This is a genomic window from Bradyrhizobium sp. dw_411 (assembly GCF_018449695.1).
GTDB lineage: Bacteria > Pseudomonadota > Alphaproteobacteria > Rhizobiales > Xanthobacteraceae > Bradyrhizobium.
The window spans coordinates 238,492-261,872 of the sequence record NZ_JAAVUY010000004.1; the positions used below are offsets into that span (position 1 = coordinate 238,492).

The 23,381-nt window shown below is 62.4% G+C and carries 5 protein-coding genes; 1 reads left to right on the forward strand and 4 read right to left on the reverse strand.

The genetic code is table 11. From position 1 onward, the window contains the following. Positions 1–718: 718 nt before the first annotated feature. Positions 719–2,170: an aldehyde dehydrogenase family protein gene (locus HB676_RS08335; RefSeq protein ID WP_213737249.1), complete on the reverse strand. Its 1,452-nt coding sequence runs from the start codon at positions 2,168–2,170 to the stop codon at positions 719–721. Between the two features lie 280 nt (positions 2,171–2,450). Between HB676_RS08335 and HB676_RS08340 the strand changes: the two genes are divergently transcribed. Next, positions 2,451–2,873, forward strand: coding sequence for an SgcJ/EcaC family oxidoreductase (locus tag HB676_RS08340; RefSeq protein WP_249780145.1), 423 nt, complete (start codon positions 2,451–2,453; stop codon positions 2,871–2,873). Between the two features lie 34 nt (positions 2,874–2,907). Here HB676_RS08340 and HB676_RS08345 read toward each other — a convergent pair whose 3' ends face one another. The 3 genes from HB676_RS08345 to HB676_RS08355 form a co-directional block, all read right to left on the reverse strand. Next, complete coding sequence (locus HB676_RS08345) at positions 2,908–3,240, reverse strand: hypothetical protein (RefSeq protein ID WP_213737252.1); 333 nt, start codon at positions 3,238–3,240, stop codon at positions 2,908–2,910. 107 nt (positions 3,241–3,347) lie between these two features. Continuing rightward, entirely contained in the window at positions 3,348–4,163 is an 816-nt protein-coding gene (locus HB676_RS08350; RefSeq protein ID WP_213737253.1) for a sulfotransferase, read from the reverse strand. 88 nt (positions 4,164–4,251) lie between these two features. Further along, the gene (locus HB676_RS08355; RefSeq protein ID WP_213737477.1) at positions 4,252–23,355 is read right to left on the reverse strand and encodes an autotransporter-associated beta strand repeat-containing protein; all 19,104 of its coding nucleotides are present in this window, start codon (positions 23,353–23,355) and stop codon (positions 4,252–4,254) included. Positions 23,356–23,381: the final 26 nt, after the last annotated feature.

Below are 23,381 nucleotides of genomic sequence, written 5' to 3' on the forward strand. Positions count from 1 at the left end.
AGAAAAATAACATCAAGATTTCAATATCTCGCGCGGTTCTTGTTTCAGTCTTCGCGAGGCTGTCCCGCCCTGCATCATAACCCGCCCTTCGACAAGCCTGCGACAAGCGGATGCACCGGGCGAAGCGGCACCGTGGTTCAGACCCCAGAAGTGCGCAGCCGCACAGTGGGCACCATTCCCCTTCTGCCTAACGACCGTGATGCCAAGATGCCTTGATGCAATCAATTCTGGCGCGGGCGGCCCTGAATTGGCTCACCTACAGATCGGCGGCCTGTCTTTGTGATCTCGATCCCAACTTCTCACCGGATCAATAGTCCTTGACGCGCTAGTTCTGATCGGCGCCGATCTTTGAACCCGGTGCGACCTGCATGTTTGGCGGAGTGCCGCCCTGGGGATTGGCCGCCGAAGCGCCGCCGCTACCCGTGGTCAGCGGACCTTTAGGGTCCGGCGACTGAGTTTGCCCTTTGTTATCGTCAGACGATGCAGGTTCACCCTTGATGGGCTGTGAGGCGCTCAACCGATCCAGGTTAGGCTCAGTCTGAGCACACGCCATCGGGGCGTAAGCGCAGATGCATAGCGTGGCGAGTAGAAGACGCATGTGAGATCATCCGTGAGGTTGATCTCTTCCAACCCACCGTGCGGGCATTGGTTCCGCGCGAGCCACGCGCCGTCGCGCGCGCAAGCCACCTGTCGCTGACGCGTTCACATCACTATGGCACTACGCAGCGTCGTAACCAATGACCGCCTTGATCTCGAGATACTCCTCGAAGCCGAAGATGCCGCATTCCCGGCCGTTTCCGGATTGCTTGTAGCCGCCGAACGGAGCTTCGACGTCTTGCGCTTTGCCGTGCGGCGCATTGTTCAGATAAATGCGCCCTGCCCGCAGTCGCGCGCCGACGCGGCGCGCTTTGGCGATATCGCCGGACCAGACATAACCCGCCAACCCGTAGACGGTGCCGTTGGCGATTTCGACCGCGTCGTCCTCGTCCTTGTAGGACATCATCACCAGGATCGGCCCGAAGATTTCCTGCTGAGCCAGCGTCATCGTCGGCGTCACATGCGCGAAGATGGTTGGGCGTACGTAATAGCCGCGATTCAGTCCCGCAGGTCGGCCCGCTCCGCCGGCAACCACGGTCGCCTTTTCCGCGATCCCGGTCTCGATCAATTTCTGCACGCGCTCGAACTGCGTCTTGCTGATCAGGGGACCGAGCTGGCTTTTGTCGTCATAGGGCGAGCCGACAATGAAGGCGTCCGCCGTCTTCCGGGCGATATCGATGGCTTCGTCCATCTGGTCCTGATGAACCAGCATGCGCGTCGGCGCCTGACAGGACTGTCCCGAATTGGTGAAGCTGCGCATCACGCCGGCGGGAACCGCTTTCGAAAGATCGACGTCCGGCAACAGGATGTTGGCGGACTTTCCGCCCAATTCCTGGGACACGCGCTTCACAGATGCTGCCGCGGTCTGAGCCACGAGAATGCCGGCGCGGGTGGAGCCGGTAAAGGACACCAGATCGATATCCGGATGCGATGCGATGGCGTGGCCGACCGTCGGCCCGTCGCCATTGACCAGATTGAACACGCCTTTCGGCAGGCCGGCGTCGTGCAACACTTCCGCCAGGATGATCGAGCTCAACGGCGCCATTTCGCTGGGCTTGACCACCACGGTGCAGCCGGCCGCCAGAGCCGGCGCCAGCTTGGACGCGACCTGATTGACCGGCCAGTTCCAGGGCGTGATGAGGCCACACACGCCGATCGGCTCGCGTACGATGCGGGTGCCGCCCATCATATGTTCGAACTCATAGGCCTCAAGCACGCGGCAGGCTTCTTCAAAATGGTCGAGCGCGGTCTGAACCTGGACCTTTTTGGAAAACCAGAGCGGCGATCCCATCTCCTCGGTAATGGCGCGCGCGATGTCGTCGAACCGCTCTTTGTAAGAAGCGATGATCTTGCGCAGGAATACGAGGCGCTCCTGCTTGCTGGTCTGCGAATACGTTGGGAATGCCTTGCGGGCGGCAATGACAGCGCGATCGACATCCTCTGCCGATCCGAGACTGATCGCACCGATCGTCTCCTCGGTCGCCGGATTCACGAGATCGAACAATTTCGGCACAACCGGGGAGACCCAGACACCGTCGATGTAGAACCTGGCGTTGTTGTTGTTCTTGCTCATAGGTTCTCCCATGTAACCATCCTCCCGCCGCACTGGTGCGGGGTTGCACTATTTGCGAGCTTCGCTGGATTTGACACTGAATATAACGTGAGTGGCCAATTCAGAAGTCTAATGGCCGATTGAAATTTCATCATTTGCGCAGCCGTTGTTTTGGGGGGGAATTTCCGGACCCCTTGCCGGCCGGTCGAGACTGCGTCGCAGATATTGCGCTTTTGTTCAGGCTTGCGTTCCAATAGCCTCACATTTTCGGGGGGATTTCATGAGAAGGATTTTATTGGCGATGACGTTAGCTGTCTCGGCCTCGTTGGCCCATGCTGGCCCGAAGGAAGACGCCTACCAGGTCGTCGAGAAATGGGGCAAAGCGTTCACGGCCTCGGACGTCGATGCCATCGTCAGGTTATACGCCCCGGATGCGCTGATGATCGGCACGTTAGGCAAGGTCGTCCTGACGAAACCGGAGGAAATCCGCAAATACTTCGAGATTGCCCTGAACAACAACAAGCCGCGCTCCGCTTCTTTGAACAGCTCAGAAGCGCTTGTTATCGATGACTCCACCGTCATCATTAGCGGGTTCGACACCGTCACCGGTGTGAAGGACGGACAATCGGTGATCGGTCTGGGCCGCGTCACTTTCGTGGTCGCCAGGCGCGGTTCGGATTGGCTGATAGTCCATCTGCATCGTTCGCCGCTGCCGGCAACATAGGCGCATTATCGGCGTCCGCGCCCGTCGCGTCAGATCAGCGATCGAACCTCAAAATCTCGTCGAATTCCGAGGGCGCATATCGGCGGCCAGCGGAATCGGCGATGTGAACTTTCCATCCGGTTTTAAATAGCCCGCGCGCTTTGGCGACCGTCAGGGTCGGGCTGTCCTGCTGGATCTCATTGGTCTCGCCGTTCTTTGATGCATGCACCGTGAAGGCGGCTAGCTTGGGTGCGCTCGGCCCGTCTTCCCTGATCGTAACGCTATCGAAGATTTCCTTAGGACTTGGTCGCAGTATCCTCAGTTCCGCCTCGCCGAAATTGTCCGGCAAGATCGGAACCCTCATTTCTTTGGGCTTGAACCACGCCACGCCACCCTCCCCACGCAACTCTTTTGTTTATTAAAACGGGGACCAGCGCGGTTCGCAAGGAAAAAGGCCTCTTCTCAGAGTCGCGGAATGCTGCAGCGCGACGAAAGCTACACCACCTTGACGTTGTACGGATTGCGCGCGGGATCGAGCCAGAACGAGTCACTCTCGTATTTGCGGATCAGTTCGGGCGGCAGCAGGCTTCGCCGCTCGTTGGTGTGGATGCTGCGGCCGACCCTGTGAAGTCCGGGTGTGCCGATGCGGCGGTCGAATTCCTCGGCGTCGAATTCGATGTTGTTGAAGTCGTGCTTGAAGGGCTTCTCGCCGATAAATTCGTATACCGCCGCGATCGCCTGCTCCGGGTTCGTGGTCAGCGTCTCGTAGGTCAGTGCGAGCAGGCAGCTGGTTTGTTCGCCGAGAAATGCCTCGCGCAGCGCATTCCAGGCAAAGCCGACCATGCCGTTGGCGCCTGCCAGTCCTTCCACGCGCGAAAACACTGTTCCGCCCGGCTCGAAATTGAAAATGCCTGACGGTTGCAAATTGTTCTTGCGGATCAGCCGCTCGACGGAATCGAGCACCCAGGGCACCCGGCGGACGCAGCAGATCACCTTGGCGGCCGGGAAAAGATCCGTCAGCAGCGGCAGACGCGAACACCAGACCCGGTTGGTGTCGAACACGACATCGCCCTTCGGCATCTCGGCGTAGAAGGTGGAGAAGATGTTCTTCAGCATCGCCCGGCGCTGCGCATCGGTGATGAAGATCGCGGTCTCGTTGCTCATGCTCATGCTGCGAAGCATGGCATCGGTCAGCGAGCCCACCGGCCCTGTCATGTTGGCATGAAACCTCGGGTTCTGGCGCAGAATGGCCGACAACAAGGTCGATCCGGCGCGCGGAAGCCCGGAGATAAAATGGATATTTGCCTTCATAGTCGCCTGGGATTCCTGTTGAGCGGGCCGATTATCGGCCATTTCGATGACCGGCGGGTTAAGTCGACGCCGCCTGTCTCATTCATGATTAATGCAGGTGCACGCCGCTCGTGAAAAACGCATGCAGGTGCTGCGGCGTCGTGCCCGCGATCGTCCCGTAGTCGTGAGCCGGGTCGAACGTTGCGTGGCTCTGGTCTTCGTGCACCGGGAGTTGCGCCCATTGCGCCGCCGGCGGGTTGATGAAATGGCTGAGGTCGAACGTATCGCGGCCGAAATCGGAACCGCCGGGACCCTGCGCACCCAAGCCCGGCCGGAATACGAAATTGTGGCCCGGCTCGGCCGGAGCATCGCTTGCGGCGGGTGCATTTGGCGCAGCCGATGCGGGCGGATCGAAGATCAGCGTGCCGCCATTGCCGTCGGAGGCGAACTTGAACGAGCTGTTGAAATTGCTGAAGGTCAATTCCGCGGTGTTGATGCCGTCGGTCACCGTGAGCACCCCGCCCGCGTAGCTCTCGTGGAAATTGGCCGACGTTTCGTTGATCCCGGCGAGATCGATCACATCGGAATGCGCGGCGTCCGCCTGGGTGCCGGTGAAGCCCGCGATGGTAGCGGCGAAGCTTCCGGGGGCGTCAAGCTTGAGCTCGCCGGTGCCGCCCGCGAAGGTGACGGTGGCGCCGCCGGCGACAGAGCCGCCGAACTCCAGCGTCACACCGGCATTGATCTGGAAGTTTCCGCTTCCCGTGACGGCGCTCGCAAAATCCAGCGCGGGACCGCCAGCGTCGGAAGCGATCACATTGCCGGACATCACGATACCGGCAGCAGAAGAGACGGTCCCGTCGCCCTCGAAAGTCACACCATGGCCAATCGAGATCGCCTCCGCGGATTGCAGGGCGCCACCGTCGAGATCGAAGATGCCGGCGGCAAGCGTCAGCCCGCCGCTCACCATCAGGATGCCCTTGTCGTCGATGGTGGCATGGGCGTCGTTGATCGTGAGATTGTAGGCCTGCGCTAGTTCGCCCTGCGCGACCGAGATCGTGTAAGGGGCGCTCGCGCCGGACGCGATGGTCACGTCGTTGGCCGCGGTCGGGACGGCGGAAGTCCAGTCCACCAATGTGTTCCAGTCTCCGCCGCCCGTGCTGGCCCAGGCGACCGAACTACTGGTGATGGTCGTGACGCCGTTCGTGATGTCGAAATGCAGATCCGAGTTGAGATTGGCGCCGGGGTTGGTGAAATCGATGATCACCGTCTCATTCGCGCCGGACGTGAAGTTCGTACCGGTCAGCGTCAGCAGGCCGTTATTATAGCTTTCACCGGTCTCCACGAAATTGTCGAGCACGATAGCGTTGGGCAGCAGGCCATTGCCGGCTTCGAGTTGAAGCGTCACATGATCCGGCTGCGTCAACGTGATCGCACCGAAACCTGCCCCGTGCACACTCGTCACATCCAGCGTGCCGTTCTCGAGCAGGATGCCGCCGGTGAAAGTGTTGTTGCCGGACAGGATCAGCGTGCCCGGCCCGCTGACGACAAGCGCGCCCGCGCCGATCTCGCCCGTATGGTCGTTCGAGCCGGTCATGTCCGCGATGGCATCGGAGATCGTGACGGTCTGCCCCGTTTGCGGCGCGAAGGTGATGGTCTCATTGCCTTGCAGGAAGATGCCGCTGCCCAACCCCGAGCCGTCATTGCCGAAACTGAAATACGTGTCGCCACCGGCGACGCTGTTGTTATACGCGGCCCCGCTTCCAGCGAAGGTCAGCGATCCGCCCTGCTGCACAAAGATCGCGCCGCCGGCGCCGAGACCGCCGCCGCCGACACCGCTGTAACCGCCGCCGCTGATGCCGTTGCCCGCGCCAAAACCCGCGTTGCCGCCAGTCCCGTAATTGCCGGCTCCGCCGCCACCGCCAAAGCCACCAGCGCCACCGCCATACCTGCCAGCGCCACCCCCGCCGCCGAAGCCCCCGGTTCCGCCGATGCTGTAGCCGGCGTGATAGAAAGCGCCGAGGACGCCGCCGCCGCCACCACCGCCGCCAAAGCCTCCTGCTCCGCCTGCGCCGGTGGACGTATTCCCGGCGGTACCGCCAATGCCGCCGCCATAGCCGGGGCCACCGAATCCATCCACGCCGAAAACGCGGGGGGCGTTGGAGTAGAAGCCGACACTCTGGCCGCCGCCGCCGCCATTGGCCCCGCCCTGATAGACATGGTAGGTGCCGCCGGTTTGACCGCCGCCCGAAGCTGCCCCGACGACGATGCCGGCGCCGGCCGCTGTACCGGTGCCGTCCGGCGTGGATGAACTCCCGGACTGGAAACCGCTGGCGCCGGATGCGTGAATGCCAACACCGCCGCCACCGAGGAACCCGCCCGCACCGCCAAGGCCGCCGCCGCCGCCCAGCACCGCAATGCCGTAGTTGGAGAAGGTGACACCCGCATGGCCACCGACGGCCTGATCATGGGTAAAAGTGACACCCGACAGCGTGACAGCGCCGGCCGACGCGATGAAGAGGCCGCCGCCGAGACCGGCGCCGCCACCGCCCCCGGAATCAGTGCTGCCGCCCTGAGTCAGGGCATTTTCGATCTCGAGGTTGTTGATCGTAACATCGCCGGAATAGACGAACAGGCCCGGCTCGCCGTTGGCGTTGAGTATCGTGTTTTCGCCGTTGATGGTGAGCGAGGCGCCCTGCGCGAGATTGAACGCGGGAAGTTGGTCGGTGAGCTTCAGATCGTTGGCGATGTCGAACGTGTAATGCGCTCCCGCCTGCGCATATGCGCCGGAAACATCGATCTGTGCGATGGCTTTCGCAAGATCGGCCGCCGAGGTGATGACCCAGGTGTCCGGCGTCGGCGTGACAGTAACGCCTACCGCTGCCGATGGCTGGCTCGGAACTCCCTGAACCGTCTCGACGGCCGTGATATTATGCGTGCCGCCGCTGAGCGACTCGAACGAACTATAGATGTCAAACTGACCGTTGCCACCGACCGTGCCGGTGCCGATCGCCGTGGTGTAGTTGCCGTCGGCATAGAGCGTGATCGTGCTTCCGGCATCGCCGGCGCCCTTTACCTCGACGCGGCCGACCGGATCGGCGACCGACACGACCGAACTGATGTCGGCCGCCTCTCCCGCGACGCTCGCGTCGAAGGTGGCTGCCGGGCTGGTGAGATTCAAAGCGGTATCGGTTTCCGTCACCGTGACGTGCTGGATACCCCCGCCGAGGAGCTGCGAGTTCGCGTTCGAGATCACGTCGAAATGGCCGGTGCTGTCGACGGTGCCGCTGCCGATCACGGCGTTTCCGATACTCAGCGTAACCACATCGCCAGCCTGACCGCTGCCGGTCAATTCGATGCTCCCGTGATTGGTGCCGATGCCATTCTGCTGGATGTTGGTAACCGCCGCGGGATCTAAAGTCGCAGAGAAGCCGGCCGACGGAGCACTGATATCGTGGCCAGCGGTCTCGGTCGCCGTCAGCGTGTGCAGTCCATCGGCGGGCAGCGACGCGGTCGTCGTAATTTGGAACACGTCACCAGTGCCCACGGTCCCGGTGCCGATCACGGTCGAGCCGCCATCAGCGTAAAGCGTGATGACGTCGCCGATCTGATGCCCGGTGCCGGTAACGACGAAGTCGGCATTGGCATAAGGCTGCGCTACGCCCGCAGCCCCTGTGACCGATGTGATCGTCGGTGCGTCCGGATTGACATCAAATTGCACGGCGGCGGAAAGCGTGCTTGTCAGGTGGAGCGCGGTGTTGGTTTCGCTCGCGGTGATCGTGTGGGTGCCGGCGAAAACAACATCGTCAGTGAAGTCGAACTGGCCAGTAGAATCGACCACGATGGAGCCGAGAGCGGTCCTCGAGCCATCGACGAAGAAATTAACGGTCTCTCCGGCCTCACCCGTTCCCGTGATCTCGATCGCCTGGGGTCCGGTGGCAACGACGGATGATATTCCCGGCGTGTCCGGCAATACGGTTACGTTGAAAGCGGCGGAGATCGGGCTCGGCAGACCGCTCGCGTCGGTGACAACAGCCGTCAGCGAATGGACGCCGTCCGCGAGGTCAACCGTCGTGGCGGTGAAACTGGTACCGCTGACGGTACCCGTGCCGACCACATTGCCGTTCTCGTAGAGCGTGATGGTGCCGTTCGGAACCGACGTGCCGTTGGTATGGCCTTGAAGCACGGCCGTGCCGCCATTGACGGGCTGTCCGACGACAGAAGTGATCGTAGGCGCCAGCGGGTCGACATCGACCGTGAAGGCGGTCGATTGCGCGCTCGTGTAGTTGACCGACTGAACGACGTCGGTCGCCGTCGCTGTCAGCGAATACTCGCCGTGGCTCAAGGGTACGGTCGTGGCGATATTGAAGTTGCCGTTGGCATCGGCGGTACCCGAGCCGATCAGGGTGCCACCGTTGAAGATGTTGACCGTGAGACCTGCCTCGGCGGTTCCCGTTACATGGAACGAAGCGTTGTCGAGCGGTTGTGCGACCACGCCCGTGATGGTCGGGGTCTGCGGGTCGACATCGAACGACAAGACATTCGACGGCAGGCTCACAACCTGAGCGCCGTCGGTGTCGGTCGCTGTGAGGGTATAGTGCCCCTCGGCCAGGTTCGGCGTGGCAAAACTGTAGTTTCCGCTGCCGCTGGTTGAGGTGGTGTATGTCGCGGTGAAGCCGCCCGGACCACTGAGATTCAGCGTGATGGTCTGGCTGGCCTCGCCGCTTCCCGTCACCTGGACGCCGGCGTTGTCGACCAGGAGAGTTTGTCCGGACGCCAAAGCGAGCGACGGCGTCGTGGGCAGTACATCGACTATGAACGACGTGGTTTGCGGCGGGCCATTACCCGTTTGTGTCGTGGTGAAGGTGTATTGGCCGTCAGCGAGTGCCGACGTGGTGAAGCTGAAGTGGCCGATGTTGTTGGGCGTGGCCGTGCCGACCTGCACGCCATCGATGAGGATATCGATGGTGCTGCCCGGTACCCCGCCCACACCATTCAACGTGACCGTGCCGCCATTCTGCGGCTGGCCCGCGACGGTGCTGACGAGCGCCGCCGTTTCGGTGACCGCGACACCGCCATTATAGGACGTGACGGTGAACTGGACGCTCGAGAAATCAAAGCCCGGGGTGAGTTGAAACACGGCTTTGTCCGGGCCGTCGGTGACCGTAAGAACATTGTTGGCGCCAAGCGTCGCGGTCGCGTTGGCGGCGAAGCCCGCTAAATCGATCGTGTTGCCCGGAAGGAAGCCGAGGATGGTGTTGGGGACGATATGGTTGCTCGGGATGAAGGCCGCATCGACGATGAGGGTCGCCTGCGCACCTTGCTCGAAGACGATCGGTCCGCTACCGGCCGCACCCGCGACGGCGAGTTCGACCGTGCCCTGACCGGAAAGCTGCACGCCGCCATTCACGGTATTGGCGACGTCGAGCGTCAGCTCGCCCGTGCCGGAGACGCCGATGAAGCCGTTGCCTTGCAGGCTTGTCGTTGTCGTCAACGTATACGCCGCCGAGCCGGAGACCGTCAGTGAATCGTTCGTCAGAGGGCCATTAAGTGTCAGCGTGCTGCCGCCGTCGATGTCGATGGTCGTAGCACTCACCGCGCCAAGCACGACATTGCCGGATCCGGCGATATGGATAGTGCTGGCCTGATCGCCGGCGATGGCATCCGAGAATGTCAGCGTCTTGCCTGGATCAGGCGCCAGCGTGACGTTGTCCGAACCTGCGAACAGACCGGCACCGAGGCCTTGTCCGTTACCGCCGTTCTGCGCACCGGCGATGGCCGCGCCGCCGCTGCCGCCCTGAACGTAATTTCCGGAAACGGTCTCGCCGCCGGCAATGGTCAGCGACCCGCCGGGGGCGACAAAGATGCCGCCACCTAGTCCGGCACCGCCGCCGCCGCCGCCACCTATATTTGCCGACGAGAAACCACCATAGCCGGCACCGTAACCCGCGGCACCTCCGCCATAATGGCTTGTTCCGTGTCTTCCCAGGTAACGGAAGCCATAGGCACCCCCGCCGCCGCCGCCGAAGCCACCGTTTTGGCCGCCGTAGTCGACGCTGCCAGCACCACCCGATTGATACCCCTCGCCGTCAACCACCCCGCCACCGCCGCGATAGGCGAATCTGGTGTAGCCCCCGAAGCCGTTGCCGCCGTTGCCGCCGATGGCGCCGTCATGGGTGACGGTTACATTTGTGATCGTGGCCGAGGCGCCGCTGCCGATAAAGAACGCGCCGCCGGCACCGAGACCACCGCCGCCACCGCCACCACCTCCGCCATAAAATTGGCTTCGGGTCGCGAAGCCGCCATTTTGACCGCGTTCGACCAGATGTTGCATCGTCAGGTCGGAGAACAACGCATTGCCCGACCGGAGATAAAATCCGCCGTAGGAATTGCCACCGTCGATCGTGTGGCCGTTGCCTTCGAACGTCAGGGTATCGCCTGCCCCAAGGGCGATGACCGGCAGGTTGGCCGTCAACGTCGGATCGCCGGTCAGGTCGATGACGTAGTTGGTATTTGTGGAGGCAAAAAAGCCTCCGTTATCGATCGCCTGAAGCACGCTCGCCAGGTCGGCCTGCGACGCAACGCTGAACGTCGGCTGCGTATTGGCCGTCAGGACAGTGCTGCCACCCGCGACTGGTGTCGAATAGGTGATCGTACCGGTCGGGCTGGTCGCGCCGTCGTAAAGATGGCCGTTGGTATTGATCGTCAACGTATCGCCGGCCGCGAGGTTGAAAGCCGGCAGATTGGCCGTCATCGGCACATCGCCGGTCAGGTTGATGACGTAGTTGGTGTTGACGCTCGAGAACAGATCGCCGGCGTTGATGGCCGACGCCACTTTCGTCAGATCAGTTACGGAGCCGACGTCAAAGGTCGGCACAGCAGTGCCGCTCAGGACCGTGCTGCCGCCCGGGCCTGTCGCCGCAAAGATGAAACTGCCGGTAGAGCTGGTCGCCCCATCGAAAAGATGGCCGCCCGTATCGATTGTCAGGGTATCGCCGGCCGCGAGCTTGAAGGTCGCCGGATTGAGCGCAAGCGGCACGTCACTGGTCAGGTTGATGACGTAGTTCGTGTTGATGCTCGAGAGGAGACCGCCGGAGTCGATGGCGGAGGACACGTTCGCCAGATCGGTTGCGGAGGCGACGTCGAACGTCGGCTCGGCTCCCCCTGTCAGCACGGTGCTGCCGCCCGGACCGGTCGCAGCAAAAATGAAGTCGGTGCCAGCGGCGTTGGTGGCGCCGTCAAAAAGATGGCCGTGGGTGTGGATCGTTAGCGTCGAACCGCTGGCCAGCGTGACCGGCGGAAGGCCTGCGGTATCAACAACGTCAGCGGTCAGGTCGATAACGTAATTCGTGTCGATACTCGAAAGCGGATTGCCGATATCGAGGGCGGTAACCGCGTTCGCCAGATCGCTTGCGGACGCAACGCTGAAGATCGGCTCCGCACCGCCGGTCAGGACGGTGCTGCCGCCCGGCCCGGTCGCCGCAAAGGTGAAATCAGCGCCGGCGCCGTTGGTCGCGCCGTCAAACAGATGGCCGTTGGTATCGACCGTCAGCGTGTTGCCGGCAGCCAGCGAGATCGCCGGCACTCCGCCGCCCGCCGCCACATCGGCGGTGAGATTGATGACATAATCGATGCCGCCAACCTGCCCGATCGCGTCGGTATCGATGGCATAGACCACTGCGGCAAGGTCCGAGATCGATCCGAGATTGTAGGTGGGATCGATGGTCAGGGTTCCCGAACCGGTGTCTATAATGGTCTGGGTGCCGAAGAAGGCGCCGGACAGCGTGACGTTGCCCGCGCCGGAAATGTTGATGGTCTCGCTTCCGGAATCGAATCCGCCGGAAAGAACGACATCGCCCGGCCCCGAAATATTGATCGTTCCGCCGGGACCGCCAATCGAGTTGGCCACGGTGAGTGCCTCGCCGGCCGGCGGGGCGAAATTGACAGTGCCGCCGTTGAGCCAGAAGGCCGCCCCCGCGCTCGCAGAATCCCCTGAGAGCGAGCCGGCGCCGAACGTCAAAGAAGCGCCGGACGCAACAGCGATCGCACCGCCGACGCCCCCTGGCGCCTGGTTGTCGCTGAAGATGACATCGGACAAGGTAGCGGACGTGCCCGCGGCCATGTTCAATCCGCTGCCATTGCCATTCGTTTGCGAGAAGGTCAGGTCGCTGAGGCTCAGATTACCGGATTGCAGATTGAAAGCAGCGTAGGCGGGAGCATTGTTCAACACGCCGCTGATAGTGTGACCGTTGCCGACAATGGACAACGTGTCGCCATTGGCCAAGTGGATGTTAGGCAAATTCCCTGAAAGCGCGATGGCGCCGGTCAGGTCGATCTCATAGCTGGTATTGGCGAGTGAATCGGCACCGCCGATGTTGATCTCGGTGATGAGCGCGGCAAGTTGCGCAGCCGTGCTGGCTGTGAATCCCGCGATGTGGCCCAGCCGCACGTCGGTGCCACCGGCGCCATCGGAGACAATGACAGGGGCATCCGACGCCAGATCTTGCGACGGATCAAAATGCAGCGTGCCGAGCGTCGTACCGCCCGAGGTCAGCGCATAGCTGTTGTTGCCGAGCGATTGGATACCGGTCGCAGCGATCCCGGCCAGGTCGATGATATCGCCGTCCGCGATGCCGAAGATCGTCGCGGTAGGAACGCCGCTGCCGATTTTCAGCATCGTCTCAGGCTGAGTGAAAGTTATCGTGCCGGTCCCGGTAACCGCGCCGCCGATGACGGCGGTCGTCGTACCAAGCTCGATGTTGCCATTGTCGGTGACTGCTTTGATGCTGCCACCGGCAAGATCGAGCGTGGTGCCCGCATTAACGGTCGTGCCGCCGGTATAGGTATTCGCCGCGGTGAAGGTGACGGTCCCGCCGCCGATGACAACCGATCCGCTATTGCCGTTGCCGCCGTCGGCAATGACACCGGAAATCGTCTCAGACTGGCCCGTAGATGCCAACAGCGTGAGGCTGTGGTTACCCTCGATGAAAATGCCAAAGCCCGGCGTATTGGCAATCGACAGGTTCTCGATGGTGACGCCAGCAGAATTGTCGATGAAGCCATTGTTGCCGCCGTCGAGGCTGAAGTCCGCCCCGTCAACGAGCAGCGTACTGCCGCTACCAAGGTTGATCGTGGCAAGCTGGCCAGAGAGCGACGACAGCGAGAAGCCGCCGGTGAAGGTGATCGTGTAGGATGCGCCCAGGGAAAAATCCGCGCCCCCCTGGCTGATGCCGGCAAGCGCCGCAGCGAGATCGGTCGCCGAGGCAACCGAGAACGCGGTCTGAATCATATCGATCAGGGTCCCGCCATGACCGTCCGACAACACGCCGAGTTGCAGATTGGTCTGGGTAGGATCGAAGTCCAGCGTGCCGACGGTCGTACCGCCGGAGTTCCTCAACGTCAGGATATTGTTGGCGCCGAGAGAGGCGCTGGTCGCCGCGATGCTGCGCAGGTCGATGATGTCGCCGCTGCCAAATCCCGTGATCGTCTTGGAAATCCCGCCGCTCACGACGAGCGCGGTTGCGGCTACACCGCTGCCGAAATTGAGTGTGCCGGTGCCGGACATCGAGGCAAAGGTAGAGGTGCCCCCGTTATCGAGCGCGATCACACCATTACCGTCAACACCGCCGATGAAGGCACTCGCGGCATTGACATTCAGGGTGCCGCTGTCGTGGATGATTTGGTTGAACGTCGTCCCGGCGTTGACGTTGATCGTGCCGTTGTCGGTCAGTGCATTCGCGATGGTACTTCCGACATTCAGATTCAGCGTGCCATTGACGGTGATCGCCCCCGCCCCGACATTTCCGCCGCTGTCGATGTCAAGCGTCGCGCCGGAATCGACGACCGTGGTTCCGGTGTAAGAGTTGACGCTGGAGAAATGCACCACGCCGGCGCCGCCGACTTCGATATTGCCGACGCCGGCATTGGCGCCAGTGCCGCCGCTGCCGCTCTGGTCGGTGATACCGTTCGCAACCGTCAGCGTATCGCCAGCCGCCGGCGCGAGGATGATGGTCTCGTTGCCCTGTATGAAAATGCCGGAGCCGAACCCCGCGCCGCTTTGACCGCCGGAAACGCCTGCACCGCCGGAAACGCCATTGCCCGACAGCGAGCCGCCGGCGATTGTCAGCGATCCGCCCTGCTCGACAAAAACGCCACCGCCAGCGCCGAGGCCACCGCCGCCGCCGGCATAGATGCCAGCGCCGCCATGGCCGGCGCCGAAGCCGCCCGCACCGCCGGCGTGATTGCTTCCACTGCGGCCGCCGCCGCCGCCGAACCCACCAGCCCCGCCGGTCGCACCATTGTTGTTGCTGCCGAGCCCCGCACCGCCGCCGCCGCCGCCGAAGCCGCCGTTACCTCCGCCCGTGTAGTTGGTGTAAGCGTTGTATGCAAAACTCTCCCCCCCGCCACCGCCGCCGCCAAAACTGCCGTTCTGGGCCGTCGTGGAGTTGCGGAAGTAGGCCGGAGGGCCCTGATGTGAGCCCACATTACCGTTGATATATTCGACGAAATAACCGCGGTATCGAACGGTGTAATTGCCTCTTGTCGAAAAGCCACCCGAGCCGAGGCGATTGACGGAACCGACGGCGGGAATATTCGCATGGCTGCCCGTCGCCGTATTTCCGTAGCCACTGTGCCCCGGTACGGTCAGACCGACAGTCCCGCCGTTACCGCCTCCTTTGACGTACGCGAAGTCGGTTGGGCCATAGATCTCGGTACCCGTATGCGTCCACACACCATTGACGGAGCTGTAGAACGGGAAAATATAGGCTTTTGAAAGCTTCGTCTGGTAGGTGGAGCCTTGACCGGACGATCCCATACCGCCGCCACCGCCGCCCACAACGGCTCCGCTGTTGTAGCTAGCGGTGCCGCCGCCATTGCCACCTATCGCGCGGTCGCCAATAAAATTCACATTGCTGATCGAGACGGCCGCCGCCGAGCCGACGAACAAGCCGCCGCCTAACCCGGCGCCGCCACCGCCGCCGCCGGTACCACCAGTGCCACCCTGCGCCAGCGTGTGTTCGATATTGAGGTTGTCGATCGCGACAGAGCCGGCAAACACGAACAGGCCGCGATACTGGTTGGCGCCGTCGAGATCGAAACCATTGCCGTTGATGACGAGCGACGAACCGTTGGCAAGATCGAGGGCCGGAAGATTGGAGTTCAGCGTAATGGTCTGGGTGAAATTGATCTGGAATAACGGGGCGCTGCTTTGGCTGCCGCCCACGCTCATGGCGTTGATCGCGTTGATCAGCTGAGTTTCGTTCGCAACGTTGAAGATGACCGGCGAGAGGACCGAAATATTTCCGCTGCTAAGACTGGTCGAGCCGCCATTCGGATTGCTGATTTGGGCGACGACATCGATCGTACCGCCGGCGTCGCTGGACTGCACCGCGTAGGTCGCGCCGGTGCCGACCAGGTGGGAGACGCCATTCTCGACGCTGAACCATTGATAGGTGACGCCGAAGGCGCCGGCGCCTTCGGAGGCCGTCAGCACGTCCGCCGGTCGCGCCGTGCTGGGACCCGAGAGATCGTTGCTGGTGATCGTGGGCGATGTGATCGCGATGAAGTTGTCTTTCGCGACGCTCGTGCTGGTCTGCCCGTCGCTGTCCTGCTCGGTGACGGTCGCGGTCAGTGTGTAGTAGCCGTTGGTTGGCGCCGTGAAAGTCAGCCCCCCGTAGCTCCAGCCGGTGATGTCGAGCGAGCCGTTGGTTACCGTGCCGTGATCGCCGGCACCGTCCGTCAGGGTGACGCCGTTGGGCGCACCGGTGATGATCACGGACTCGATTGAATTGTGCGAACCATCGCCGTTCGCGCCGCCTTCGCTGGAATCGGTGACAGCGAGCCCGACCGAAGCGGCCGTGCCCGCGTGACCTCTTCCCGAAGCGTTGTTGAACGATACTCCCGGCGACAGCGGATCGACCGTGATGGCTTCGCTCGTCTCCGCGGAATAAGAGAAACCATGGCTATCGGTCGCGGTCACCAGCGCCGACAGCGTGAAATTGGTGTCGTTGGGTGGCGTGACCGTCAGCGACGTAAGAGTCCAGGCATGGACATCGACGGATGTTTCACCGACCTGCGCTGTGAAAGTATGACCGTTTCCGTCGCTCAGAACCGCGCCGACCGGGATGCCCGAGATCATGTAAGACGAGAGCGTCGCGCCGCCGGTGAGATTCTCGTTGAAGCTAAAAGAGATCGGCGAACCTTCGGTGCCGACAGCCGGCGTCGTGCCGGCGCTGATATGCACAAGCTGCGTCGCGACCTTGAGGTCGGTGCCGCCATTGTTGTCGCTCTTGAAGGCAAAGATATCGCCGGAGGGAAGGCCGCCGGAGATGGTGAAGTCGACCTGCGCGCCGTTCAGGAACAGATGAGTGCCGTCCCAGATCGCGTTGGTGACGGTCACGCCCTTGAGATCGATGATGTCGTCGGTATCGATCCCGGAGAGCGCCATATTGAACCGGGCGCCGGCCTCGATATCGAGCGCCCCCGCGCCGGAGAAGGTCAGCGTATCCGTCGGGTCGAACGTGTCACCGCCCCCGATATCGACGATGCCCGCGTCGGTGATCTTGACGCCGGTCAGCGTCGAATTATCGATATCGAGCGTGCCGTCCGGACCGACGGTGAGATTGCCGCCGGTGATCTTGGTGCCGCTTTCCAGCTCCAGCGTCGCAGCGCCGGGATCGACGACGATGTTGCCGTGATTGACGACGTTGACGCCGCTGAGAATATTGAGCGACGGATCGATCTGCAGCGCACCATCGGCATCGATGGTCAGCGTGCCACCGGTCATGGTGGTGCCATCGTCCAGGGTCAGCGTCGACGTGCCGGACTTGCCGATCTCGATACCATCGGCAGCGGCCTTGGCCGTCACCGTGACACCGTGGAAGGTCGCACCCACGGTGCTGTCGACATCGACAATGCCGGTATCGCCGGTCGCGCCGAGGGCGAGCGTGCCGCCGGTGATCGTGGTGCCATCCTTGAGCAACAGTATCGCGTTGCCGGTCTGCCCCACTTTGATGCTGTCAGTGGAGGCCTTGGCCACGACCGCAACGCCATCCAGCGTCACGGCGGAGGCGCCTTCGACATCGACCGTGCCGGTGCTGTGAACCGCGCCAATCGCGAGTGTGCCGCCCTTTATCGCCGTGCCACCATTCAGTAGCAGTGTCGACGTGCCGGTTTGCCCGACCTCGATATTGTCGGTCACAGCATGAGCCGTGACAACGACGCCATCGAGCGTTGCGCCGGACGCGCTTTCGATATCCAGCGTGCCGGTATGGCCGGCGGCTCCAATCAGGAGCGTACCGTCGGTGATCGAGGCACCATTCTTCAGCGACAGCGTCGCGGTGCTGGTCTGTCCGACTTCAATCTTGCCAGTCGCTTGAGCCGACACGGCGATGCCGTCGAATGTTGCACCGGGGCCGGTTGCGCCCCGCTCGACATCGAGTGTCGAACCGGATTTGATCTTGACTTGGCCCGAGCCGGAAAGGGTCGCGCCATCGTCGAGTGTGAGAATAGCGGCGGCAGTATCGCCAATGTCGAGCGAGCCATTATCGACGACGGCAAGACCGTCGAACGTCGCGCCGCGATGAGCGCTGCCGGTCCCCCGTTCGACGTCCAGCGTCGAGCCGGATTCGATGGTCAACTTGCCGTTGCCGTCGATGGTGGTGCCGTCGTCTAGCGTCAGAACGGTAGCAATGTTGTTCTCAACATCCAGCGCGCCATCGACGGTGACGAGTACGCCGTCCAACGTCGCGCTCTTCAACACATCGAGTGTCGAGCCGTGGTTGATGCTCAGCGTGCCACTGCCACCACCGGTGATGTCGGTACCGCCGGAGATCGTAAGGACAGCGCCGGAATGATCGCCGCCGACGTCGATCGCGCCATTGTCGATGACATCAAGGCCGCCGAGAACCGCGCCGAAATCAGGCCCCGTGCTGCCCTTCTCGACATCGAGCGTCGCGCCGCGATCGACCGTCAGCTTGCCGCTGCCGGTGATGGTGGCGCCGTCATCGAGCGTCAGGGTGGCGTTGTTGCTGACTTCGAGCGAGCCGTCGTCGGTCACGGCGACGCCGTCGAGCGTCGCGCCGTGATGACGGTTGCTGCCGCGCTCGACGTCGAGCTTTGAGCCGGCTTCGATGGTCAGCGAACCCGGACCCGAGATGATCGTGTCATCGTCAAGTGTAAGGATGGCCCCGGTCGCTGTAGAGCCGATATCGATAGCGCCCTTGTCCATGACGCTGACGCCGTCAAGGACCGCCCCGCGCGAACCGCCGAAATTGCTGCCACGCTCGACATCCAGCGTGCCGGCGCCGTTCACCGTCAACTGGCCGCCGGCGATCGCCGTGCCGTCGTCGACAACCAATGTCGCCGGGTCGGTGCGGTCGATGATAATGCCGCCGTCATTCTCGACATCGACGCCGTCGAGATAAACGGTCTTCTCGATGTGCAGCGTGGCGTGGGCCTCGACCACCATGTCGCCGCCGGCGACGGTCAAATTCTCCAGCGTATCGGTGTTGAAGACGTCGATGACGTTCTGGTTCCTGATCAGGCCGCCGTCCACGGTGGCGGAGACCAGATCGAGTTCGCCATGACGCAGGACCGAGATCGTGCCGGAACTGTCGATGGCGCCGGTCAGTTCGAGCTTGGTGCCGCCATCGACATCAACCAGCGTGCCCGACGTGATGGTCAGGTCCTTGAACGTGCTGGTGCCCTGCACGGTCTGGATCAGACCACCCGAGGCCGTCGTCAGTTTGCCGCCGACGATATGGGACTGGTCGAAATCGACGGTGGAGTCGCGCCCGGAAGCTGAAATCAGGCCATTCGTGTTGTCGACATGGCTGTCCTCGAAGGTGACTTCGCCACCGCCCGAAGCCGCGATCTCGCCGTTATTATCGATGTTGGCCTTGTCGAAAATGACGCTGCCGCCAAGCTCGGCCTCGATCTGCCCGGAATTTTCGACATGGCCGCGGTCAAAACGCACTTGCGAACCGCGGCCATTGGCTTCGATAGTGCCATGACGGTCATTGTCGACGTGGGACCTGGTGAACCTGACTTCGCCCTGTTGCGTGGCGTCGATGAGGCCGGAATTGTCGACGTGATCGCGACCGAAACTGACTTCGGAGCCTCGGCCGTCAGCTTCGATGATGCCGTGAGAATCGTTTACGATAAACGATTTATCAAAATCGATCTCGCCGCCGCGATCCGCTTCAATGCGTCCGGAATTGGCGACGTGATCGTGCCTGAACTGAACCTGCGAACCACGGCCATTCGCTTCAACCGTGCCGCCACGATCATTGTCGATATGCGACCGATCGAACACCACCTCGCCGCTGCGATCAGCCTCGATACGCCCGAAGTTGTCGACGTGATCGCGATCGAACGCGACCGTTGAGCCCTTGCCGTCGGCCGCGATCGTGGCGTGCCGGTCGTTATCGACATGCGAGTTATCGAACGCGACCTCGCCGCTACGGTCCGCCTCGATGCGTCCGGCGTTAAAGACCTGGTCGCGGTCGAAGTCGACATCGGAGCCGCGGCCATCGGCTTCGATCTCACCGCCACGCCCGTTGTAAATCCAGGATTTTGCGAGTTCGAGCGAGCCGCCCCAGACAGCGCCGATCCATCCCCAATTGCCGACGGCGTCGCGCTCGAACCTGACCTTTGAGCCCTTTCCGTCCGCCTCGATGGCGCCATCGCGATCATTGAGGACAAGCGACGTATCAAATTCAACTTCGCCGCGGTTGTCGGCCTGGATCAGACCGGCATTACCGACCAAGTCGTATTTGAACGCGATGCTTGAACCCCGGCCGTTAGCCTCGATGATTCCGTCGCGCTCGTTGACGACAACCGACGTATCAAATTCAACTTCGCCGCGGTTGTCAGCCTTGATGAGACCGGCGTTACCGACCAAGTCGTATTGGAACTCGACGTTCGAGCCGCGTCCATCCGCCTCGACGGTGCCACCGCGATCATTGAGGACAAGCGACTCATCAACCGCTATTTGTCCATGATGATCCGCCTCGATCAGACCGGAATTATCGACATCGTCGTGGTCGAATGCGACCTTCGAACCCCGGCCATCCGCTTCGATTGTACCGTGACGAGCATTGTCGATATGCGAACGATCAAACGTTACTTCGCCGCGATCCTCGGCCTCGATCAGACCGCTATTGTCGACGCGGTCGTGCTCGAACCGAACCTGTGAGCCGCGGCCATCCGCCTCGATCGTGCCGTTCTTTTTATTATCTATATGCGACCGGTCGAAGGTCACCTCGCCGCCGCGCTCGGCGGTGATCTCGCCGGAATTCTCGACACGGCTGCGTTCGAAGCTGACCTCGGAGCCCCGTCCCGTCGCGCTGATCGAACCGTCGCCCTCGTTCCTGACCCGGTCGCGATCGAATTCGACGGCGCCCTCGCGCCGCGCGGTGATCGCGCCGTCATTTTTAACGGTGCTGTGCGCGATATCGACCAGCGAGCTCCTGCCGGCAGCGACGATCCTGCCGGTGTCCTCGTTGGTGACATCGGTGAAGTCGAGCGAAACCGTACCGCGATGGCGCGCGGCAATATCGCCGAAATTGTCGACGCTGAGTTTATTGCCGGATGTACCGGCGATATCGACTTGGGCATTCTTGCCCCGCGCAACGATCTTGCCGGTATCCTCGTTGATGACATCGGCCTCGATCAGGACTTCGCTGGAGGCATGCGCGATGACGGTGCCGGAATTATCCAGATCGCTTTCGATCTTCAGTTCGCCGCCGCCGGTCGCCTCGAACAGCCCGGCGTTAACGATGGTGTGGGCGCCGGTGGCGATCACGAGCGTCTGACGCTTGAGGTCGGCGTCGACCGTGCCCTGCGCGTCGTTCCTGAATGCCAGCGCGCCGTCGCCCTCGCCGATTGCGCCCGCCCCCGCAATCGTATTGTCGCGGTTCTCAAGGCTTACCGTCGCAAAGCCTGCACCCGGCAGGCCGTCGATGATGTCTTGCGCAGGCGACAGGCCCTTCTTGCCGGGGATGGTTTGTCCGCCGTCCAGGATGATATCGCCGCCGCCCGACAGGATCGCCTGGGGCTGATTGAAGTCGAGTTCTGTCGCGTTGCCGATCGAGGCCAGTTCGATGGTCCCGGCATTGTCGATATCGAACGGGCTTGCCAGCGTCAGCGAGCTGTCGTCATTGATCAGGATCTTGCCGGCGTTGACGATGGTCGGCTGCGCCGTGTTGCGCGTGCCGTTGGTCGTATCGATCCTGTTACCGGTCCCTGCGACCGTCTCGATCTCGCCTCCGGCCTGAACCGACACAAAGCCTTCCAGGATGGTGGCGTCCGCAAGCAGTATCTCTGAGTTAGCACCGGCCAAAACCAGTCCGTCGGCGATCTGGCCGGCGCCATTGACGCCCGAATTGACAATCGTCGAATCCTGGATCGTCAGCCTGCCGCCTGAGATCGCCTCGATGGTGCCGGTATTGAAGCCGTTGTTGTCGATGACGACAGACGATCCGGAGCCGATGGCCTCGACCGAACCGAAATTGAACAGCCGGTCCTCGATCTGGAGCTGGCCGGTCAGCGTCGCCTCCAGCACGCCGAAATTCTGGATTGCGTTGCCGGTGTTGATGATCAAAAGCCCGCTGTCGCCGGCCACAACCGGCGTGGCATCGACGCTCGCCTTGTTGATGAAGGTGAGCCGGCCGTCGCCGCCGCCGATATTGCCGCTGCCCTCGATCAGGTTATCGGCATTGACGAGACTGGCTGCGAAATCGCCAAGGATGAAATTGCCGGCGGTCGGGCCCAGCATCTCGATGGCGCCGCCGCCGGTCAACGTGATCGCGCCATGGATCACCAGCGCCGGATCGCTGCCCGACGAATTGATCGCAATGGTGCCGGCATTGGTGAGGCCGCCGACCGTGAGCGAGCCCTGGGCCATATTGAGCGTGGCGCCGAAATCGACGCTCAGGCTGCCGATGAAATAATTGGCGCCATAGGTCGATTTGCCGCTCTGGATGATGACGGTGTCGATCTCTGAGGTGGGCGCAAAGCCCAGGTTCCAGTCCTGCGGCGTGAGGTCCCAGCCGCCAAAACCGTTCCAGATGAAGATGTTGGTATGGCCAAAGCCCTGTTGGCCATTCGGCTGGGGGAGATTGCCGATAAAGGACGGACCGCCCGCATTGGGGTCGAAGCCGAAGCTCGGGCCGAGCGCGTTGAGGTTGACCGGCTGGGGAAACAGCGACGGATCAATCGAGCTGCCGCTGCCGTGAACGCCGAGCGCGCTCGTCAACGGATTGGTCTCGTCCAGCCCGCGGATCAGGTCCCGCGACAGGCCGTCGGTGAACTCCCGCGAATGGTCCAGCGGCATCGAGATCAGATTGCCGTCCTGATCGAGGTACCAGACCAGATTGGGATCGCCGATATTGCCGACGACGCTGTCATTGACCAAGAGATCGTAGAGGCCGTGGCTGTCGCTGCCGTGCTCGTTCACCACCGCAAAGGAAAAGGTGACATGGCCGAGTTTTGACGAAATCGCCGAGATCTCGTCCGAGGAAAGCTCATGGGCCCAGCCGGTAGTGCCCTCATGAACGTTCATAAAGGCGACCGGGGTCGCGATCTTCATGTCGCCGCCATGCGCGGCCTTGCCGGCGAGGAAGGCGAAGGTGCCCTCCAGCAAGGTGAACAGCGCGTGGTTCGCATCGGAATTGGCGTCGAACGAATATGCGTTGAGCACCATATGGGTATTGGCGACCAGATTGAGCGCGGTGCCGTCCGACAGCGAAATCGAGACCGACGATCCGCCGCCGGTCTGGATCACGTCGTTCTTGTAAACCGCGTCGCCCGCATGCAGCGTCACCAGCACCCCATTGCGCTGCACGCTGACGTCGCCGACGATCTTGTCGACATGGCCGATCGCATACGGGCCGGCGTGATGCGCCGCATCGTTCGCCGTATTGGCCGGCTGCGCTTCCGCATGCTGGTCCGCCAGCTGCGCGACGCTGTCGCCGGGCAGCCGTTCACCGTTCGGCGCCATCAGCGCGGCCGGATGAGCGCTCGCGAAATAGCCGGGGATGACGAGATGCTGGCCGTCATGGCCGTGCAGATGCAGGTCCGTGCCCGCACGTTGAAACGTCGCGGTCTGGAGCAATTCGGCGTCGGCAATATTGACGATGTCGGGGTGCGATGAATCGGGTTCAACTACGGTAGCAGCAGTTCCGTATCCGTCCCTTGCAAACTCGTAAGTCATTCCGATTCCTAAGCCTTACTCCTCTC

What these genes read in the sequence shown, in the direction of transcription:
- HB676_RS08335 (WP_213737249.1), bottom strand. Translation starts at nt 2,170, where the DNA reads ATGAGCAAGAACAACAACAACGCCAGGTTCTACATCGACGGTGTCTGG.
- HB676_RS08340 (WP_249780145.1), top strand. Translation starts at nt 2,451, where the DNA reads ATGACGTTAGCTGTCTCGGCCTCGTTGGCCCATGCTGGCCCGAAGGAA.
- HB676_RS08350 (WP_213737253.1), bottom strand. Translation starts at nt 4,163, where the DNA reads ATGAAGGCAAATATCCATTTTATCTCCGGGCTTCCGCGCGCCGGATCG.
- HB676_RS08355 (WP_213737477.1), bottom strand. Translation starts at nt 23,355, where the DNA reads ATGACTTACGAGTTTGCAAGGGACGGATACGGAACTGCTGCTACCGTA.